General features: G+C 34.9%; 6 protein-coding genes. 1 reads left to right on the top strand and 5 read right to left on the bottom strand.

Annotated elements, in window-relative coordinates:
- Window positions 1–427: 427 nt before the first annotated feature.
- On the top strand, window positions 428–1627 hold the full coding sequence (locus tag H3V01_RS09945) for an MFS transporter (RefSeq protein WP_198186704.1): 1200 nt from the start codon (window positions 428–430) through the stop codon (window positions 1625–1627).
- 51 nt (window positions 1628–1678) lie between these two features.
- Here H3V01_RS09945 and H3V01_RS09940 read toward each other — a convergent pair whose 3' ends face one another.
- The 5 genes from H3V01_RS09940 to H3V01_RS09920 form a co-directional block, all read right to left on the bottom strand.
- On the bottom strand, window positions 1679–2710 hold the full coding sequence (locus H3V01_RS09940; RefSeq protein WP_198186703.1) for an AI-2E family transporter: 1032 nt from the start codon (window positions 2708–2710) through the stop codon (window positions 1679–1681).
- A 36-nt stretch (window positions 2711–2746) separates the two neighbouring features.
- Entirely contained in the window at window positions 2747–3340 is a 594-nt protein-coding gene (locus H3V01_RS09935; RefSeq protein ID WP_198186702.1) for a DJ-1/PfpI family protein, read from the bottom strand.
- A 529-nt stretch (window positions 3341–3869) separates the two neighbouring features.
- Entirely contained in the window at window positions 3870–4610 is a 741-nt protein-coding gene (locus H3V01_RS09930; RefSeq protein WP_084552700.1) for a carbonic anhydrase, read from the bottom strand.
- Window positions 4611–4906: 296 nt separating this feature from the next.
- Window positions 4907–5449, bottom strand: coding sequence for a hypothetical protein (locus H3V01_RS09925; RefSeq protein ID WP_198186701.1), 543 nt, complete (start codon window positions 5447–5449; stop codon window positions 4907–4909).
- Window positions 5450–5637: 188 nt separating this feature from the next.
- A complete protein-coding gene (locus tag H3V01_RS09920) occupies window positions 5638–6321 on the bottom strand; it encodes a winged helix-turn-helix domain-containing protein (protein WP_198186700.1) in 684 nt (227 codons plus the stop codon).
- Window positions 6322–6508: the final 187 nt, after the last annotated feature.

Genomic DNA, 6508 nt, shown 5'->3' with positions numbered 1-6508 from the left:
ATGGATTGCCCATGTGAAAGTAGGACACCGCCAGACTCCCCATAGAAGAACCCGGTTGATTAGTCAGCCGGGTTTCTTACTTTAAGTACAGAGAAGTACCACAGAAGAAAAACAATACCGCAGCAGCCTGATGGCTGCTGTTGCTGTATCTAGGCCAGAGAGGGGAAGGCCTGCTGACGCAGCGCTTCGTAGAGGACGATGGCGGCGGCGTTGGACAGGTTCAGTGAGCGGATGTGCTCTGACTGCGGAATTCGCAGACATTGCTTTGTTTAATTCTGAGTCAATGCTTGTGGCAGACAGTATAACAAATTAAATTGTTATCAGATCCCAGATTGGATTAGATAGAAAAATGTGCCAATTATTAGCACTTATTCATTAATATATCATACCAAAATTATCATTTATTTATTCGCTTTGGTTGAAAATAATGAATCAGCAAGATAGTCAGTTCTCATCTAATCAGTTATTTCTTTCGGTTATTTTAATGGTAGCAGGCGCACATCTGTGTAATGACCTAATTCAGTCGATGCTGACAGCTACTTATCCCTTACTGGAAGAAAAATATCAGTTAAGTTTCGCTCAGGTGGGTTGTATTAGTCTGGTATATCAGCTTACAGCTTCAATTTTACAGCCCGCAATCGGTTATTACACAGATAAGCATCCGAAACCTTATTTATTACCACTAGGTATGGTTTCAACGACGTTTGGCTTGTGCATGCTGGGTTTGGTCAGTCAATTCTATCTATTATTACTAGCCGCAGCATTTCTGGGAGTAGGATCATCTACTTTCCATCCTGAGGCATCTCGTGTTGCACGTAATGCTTCTGCTGGTCGGTTTGGTCTGGCTCAGTCAGCATTTCAGGTAGGTGGTAATCTGGGTTCATCACTTGGGCCGCTACTGGTGAGTTTGGTCGTGCTGAGATATAACCGGCAAATTAATATTCTGTGGTTTATCGCTATTGGTGTAATTGCTATTTTGCTTTTGTGCCGCATCAGTGCATGGTGTACACGTCATCTGGCTGCAAATAAACACAAGGCAGCAGCAAATTGTATTTTACCTTATGATAAAAGTAAGACTGTTTTGGCCTTATTCATTCTTGCCGTATTAATTTTTTCTAAATTTTTTTATATGGCCAGTATGAGCAATTATTATAGCTTTTATCTAATTGAAAAATTTGCTCTAACTAAACAGTCTGCAGTGTTATTTCTATTTTTATTTCTGGCCTGTGTGGCAATTGGTACGTTTATCGGAGGTCCGGTAGGTGACCGTATTGGTCGGAAATATGTTATTTGGTTCTCTATTTTAGGTGCTGCACCTTTTACCCTGGCCTTACCTTATGCAAATCTCTGGGGTACGGCGCTGTTAAGCTGTTTGATTGGTTTAATTATATCTTCTGCTTTTTCGGCAATTGTGGTTTATGCTCAGGAGTTGATTCCCGGACGCGTCGGGATGATTGCCGGTCTGTTTTTTGGTTTTATGTTTGGGATGAGTGGAATTGCAGCGGCAGTTTTAGGATATGTGGCCGATAAAACCAGCTTACAACTTATTTTTAAATTTTGTTCTTTTTTGCCATTACTTGGAATACTGACAATTTTGTTACCGGATGTGGAGCGGTATAAACGCTAAAATACTCAAAGGCCATTGTTCATGGCCTTTTTATTGACATACGAAATCAGATTAAATGATTTTGAGTTGTTTTAAAGACAGTTTCAGGAAAGCATAAAAGATAGGCGCAAAAATCAATCCGATTACGCCAAATAAGCTTTCAGACAATACCATTGCAATCAGCAGTTCGCAAATGCCGGCGTGGATTTTGTTACCAATTATTTTGGCATTGAGTATATATTCGATTTTATGGATGATAATTAGATATAACAGGACAATTACCGCCATCCAGAAGGAAATAGTAAATGCAACCAGACACATAATAGTATTGACTATGAGGTTGCCAATAATGGGGATCAGTCCAAGAACGAAAGTAGCCAGTATCAGGCTTTTGCTGAAAGGCAGATGAATACCGAATAAAGGTAATATGATAAGCAGGAAAATAGCAGTCAGGATGGTATTAAAAAAGGATATCACTACCTGTGAGAAGGCAACATATTGAAATACCAGTACCAGACGATTTAACCCCTCTTTGAGTGCCTGCATATAAATTGTTGATGAGGAATGGGTTTCAGTGATATTGCGTTTGTTCTGCTGATAGCCGGCAATCAAACCGATAACCATACCAATGATGATGATTAGCAATGAATGAAATAATTGCTTAACTACAGACTGAAGATATAGAACATGTTCTTTGATAAAGTTTAGTGCATTGGTTCGCAATTCAATCAGATTATCAGGAATATATTTATTTAGTTCTTTGGGCAGTGAGCTGGCAATGCTGTTAAATAAGCTTTGAATATGAGTAAGGGTTTGTTGCGGATCTTTGGCTACGCTGATTACCCAGCTAATCAGGTAACCAAAGCCGCTAATGAGTATTGCCATGATGAGCAGTGAAAGTAATAATACGGAAAAAAGTTTGGCTTTATTGCCCCAGCGATGCATTTTTTTGGCCAGAAAATCTTCAAGCTTCTGTGTCAGGGTATAGGTGAGTAAGCCGGAAATAACACCGGACATTAAGTGTATTTCCATAAATATGATAAAAAAGACAGAATACAATACTACAAAAAACAGTCCTATTTTTTGTTGCTCATCTAAAAGCATAATTTTTCCCGGGTTAATTTTTATAACAATAAAATTTTATTTCAGACAGAATTCATCTTGCTGGCTGTCTTGCTGCCAACGATATTCGATTCTGGTTGCGATTTGTCGGGCAACGGTTTCTCCGGCCCTGTCTTGTACAAAGGCTAAAGCCATATCCATACCTGCACTAATACCTGAAGATGTGTAGTATTTCCCATCTGTAACCCATCTGGCTTTTTCTATCCATTGAGTTTGTAACGATGAGGTTTTTACCCATTCGAAAGAGAGTTTATTGGATGTTGCTCGTTTTCCATCAAGTAATCCTGATTTAGCCAGTAGGGCACTACCCGTACATACTGTTAATACATACCGGCTTTTTTGTGCCAATTGCTTTAGCTGGTTGATATAGTCAGCTTCGAGGATAAGTGTTCTGGCTCCTGTTCCACCAGGAATGAAAAGCGTATCGATTTCGGACTGCGGCATCGTATTAAAAGTTTCGGTAGCAATCTGTACACCATCTTGATTGCTTATTAAGCCACCATCACGGGAATAAAACTGCATTTTCCAGTCTGGAACTTTTCCAAATATTTCTACAGGTCCGAAAACATCAAGAGTTTCGAAATCAGGATATAGAATAATAGAGATGTGCATTATTTTTCCTTAGTGTAGACGGGTTGAAAAGATAAATTTCTGGATATTGTTTTGAATATGAGTAGCATATCATTTTTTCTCTTCTCAGATGCTTATTTGTACTTGGATAGTGGAGTCTAAAATTAGGCAAATCCAAAAATATAGGATATGAATTTATCTAAATATAATTAAAATTCAGATTATTTTTCAGTTAGATATGAACTTGTGAAGTATTCAAACTAACTCCGTGGATAATTCAGTTGTAAAAATATAAAAATGTTGTAATCAGAATAACTGGTAATGCTGAAATAAATTGAAAATGAGCTGACTGGCAGAGGTGAACTGAGAAAAGACGGGTGAAGAGTTTGAAGCTTATAAAATTGAGAATAACATTAAGCATACATGGATAATGGTTCTTCCAGTATTGCTTAAATTTAGCTGATGTAATTTGGTTTTATAAATGCAGAATTAAAAACATTTAGGCTGTGAGGTTTAATAAAAGGTCAGACTTTGCTGATGCTCTTCTGACCTTTTATTGAGCAATTATGGCTTAATTGTTTTCAATAATGCGGTTATTGAGTGGCTGAACCGGCCGGTTGTTATTTTTCGGCAGATAATGAGAAATTTCTTCGATTTCATCCTTGGACAGGGTAATCGGCTGACGGAATAAGATCCACGTTACCGGTTCACTGCATGGTGGAGTGGTCAGTGAACCGGTATAGCGATAGTAGCTGTGATTTTTCGGATAAATGTGTTCAGGGTTGAATAATATATCGGTGTTTTCACTGCTATTTTTGGCAAGTTGTTTAAATATGGATAATTTTTCAAAGTAGGAATTTTCTTTGCCTTCCTGTACAAATACGGCAATGACAAGATTACTGTGATCAGCAGCCTGATGAACAAAATGTAATTCCAGCGGATAGCGGACACCATTAATCGTGTGCTCAGCCGGTTCATGAGCATGAAACTGAACCAGTTTGTATGTTTTGTTTTCGTAGCTAAATGTGCTGTTTGCATCAAAGTTAAACTGAAGTGAATGACCATTATCAATAATTTGCTTAATATCGGCATGTTGATAATTAAATTTCAGTGCCGGTAATTGCTTATTGTTTTTGCTGTCAAAAATATCAATCGGAGATTGAGTTTTGCCTGATGCACAAGTTTGTGCATCAGGCAGGTTACCCCAGTTTTCCGGTGCGTTATCACCTTGATAACCCCAGTGGGTTTGTTCCGCCATGGCTGAGGTAGCCAGACCAAGGCTAAGACATAAAGCTAAAATATTTTTTCTCATGATGCGGTTCATATGGGTTTATTATTTTTTAGTTTAGTCTTATTTGGTAAAGTTGGGTAGTATTTTTGTTGTTAGAATCTGATATATTCTTAATATATTAAATATTTTTTATATGGTATTCTATTTCTGGTTTAAATCATGTTGAATCTAAATTTTAAATTACCATAAATAGGAACTGCAATTTGTGATGGTGTTATATAAAAAACATCTATTAATTTGCTATCAAATAAAATATATAAATCAAGTTTGCGACAGTACTTACTGTTAAAGGATAAACGTAGTATATGTAGAACTCTTTAGATTAGTAAAATTAGTCTGATGCAGAACCTAAAAAAGTATTTTTGTATATCGCTAACTTTACTATTAAAAATCCATTCATCTTTTGAATAAGTATCTCCATTTGATATGAATTTTTTATATTCATCTTCAAAATCAATTAAAGCTACAATTTTGTATTTTCCTTCGTTATGTTGATATAACAATGCCCACCAATGGAGATGGGAATTATTATTTTGTATTTTGTGTAGTACGCCATTTTTTTGAAAATAAAAAATAGCTTCATCGTTCTTTATTAAATATGGTTTATTAATAGATTTAAGGTAATTAAAAACTAAGAAGGAGTAATAATTAGCGTCATCGGCCATAACATAGAAATCATCACCCATACTAGTTTTTAACTTATTAATTGTATTTTCACTGGGAGTGACTAATATAATTATATCTTTGTCAAAAATAATTTTTGTTTTTTTCTCGAATAGTATTAAATTATTTTGTCCTGCTAAAGCCGTGTGGAAAGAAAAAAATATTAAGCAGAAAAATATAAATAATGTTTTTTGCATAATAATTAAAGTCCCCTTCTAATTGTTGATTTATCTGGATATGATAGCAATCATTTTCAATTAAAGCATGATCTGCTTAAGCTCTTATTTGAGCTAAAATTGCTTAGAATCAGTTAATCCAGAATTGACATCATGCTAAACATATATAATTAGTTTATCATCAAAAAGTTAATTTTTATTGTAAATCTCTATTTATCAATTAATAATACATTTAAGTTTTTTCTACCTTTTAGCGTAATTGTCAATTCACGATTATTATCATTTTGTTTAAACCATTCTTGTTGTAGCATTGATTGAAGCAATAAAGTCCCTAATGGACCACCAATATGATCCCTATGCTCAGTAAAATCTATACAGCGCTTTCCAACACTAGCTGTATTAGAAGCGTTGAGTAATAGCTTATGTCCTTTAAAAAAATTTTTACCATGTTCAGTAACTATAAAAAAATTATCTTGTATAACAATAAATTCATTATTAATAAATGACTGCGTAAGTGCAACAGACCATGAACCGGCTAGATGTTTATAACATGTTCTTGCCTCTTTAAATTTTTCTTTAGTGTTAGTATTGGATAAAAATAAACACTCTTTCGGGGGAATAATATTAAAAGTTGATTCAATAAACATTGCGGTATCTTGATTTTTTATTTCATAGTAATGGTGTTTACCACACGCCCTATGATGGATAAGATCAACATCTTCTAGTTTTTTTAAATGAAAACGCGTAGCCTGTGGTGACAGATTCAGTCGATTTGCTAACCATGAGGCTGAAAGAGCTCTGCCATTCATTAATTCAGTGATAATTATAACTCTACTGAAATCAGACATTGCATCTGAAAATCGTATTAAATCCTTACAATATAATTTATTCACTTTTTAGAATCTCCATAAAAATCTATGATTTTTTTATTATTATTCAATTTGAAATCAATTAAGCACAGCGAATTAATATACGCTTTTTAGCTAATTTGTTTAAATTTCTTTTTAAGCATTATTCCTAAAAAGTAAATAAGCTAATCAGATATTTTCACCAATAAAAACAAGAAAGAAAAGATTTGAG

The organism is Snodgrassella sp. M0351 (assembly GCF_016100575.1).
In the GTDB taxonomy this organism is placed as follows: domain Bacteria; phylum Pseudomonadota; class Gammaproteobacteria; order Burkholderiales; family Neisseriaceae; genus Snodgrassella; species Snodgrassella alvi.
Note: the sequence above shows the minus strand (reverse complement) of the source record. Positions and strands in the feature narration are given on the sequence as shown.

Bases quoted from the DNA above. Each gene is read 5' to 3' on its own strand.
- H3V01_RS09945 (WP_198186704.1), top strand. From the start codon at position 428: ATGAATCAGCAAGATAGTCAGTTCTCATCTAATCAGTTATTTCTTTCG.
- H3V01_RS09940 (WP_198186703.1), bottom strand. From the start codon at position 2,710: ATGCTTTTAGATGAGCAACAAAAAATAGGACTGTTTTTTGTAGTATTG.
- H3V01_RS09935 (WP_198186702.1), bottom strand. From the start codon at position 3,340: ATGCACATCTCTATTATTCTATATCCTGATTTCGAAACTCTTGATGTT.
- H3V01_RS09930 (WP_084552700.1), bottom strand. From the start codon at position 4,610: ATGAGAAAAAATATTTTAGCTTTATGTCTTAGCCTTGGTCTGGCTACC.
- H3V01_RS09925 (WP_198186701.1), bottom strand. From the start codon at position 5,449: ATGCAAAAAACATTATTTATATTTTTCTGCTTAATATTTTTTTCTTTC.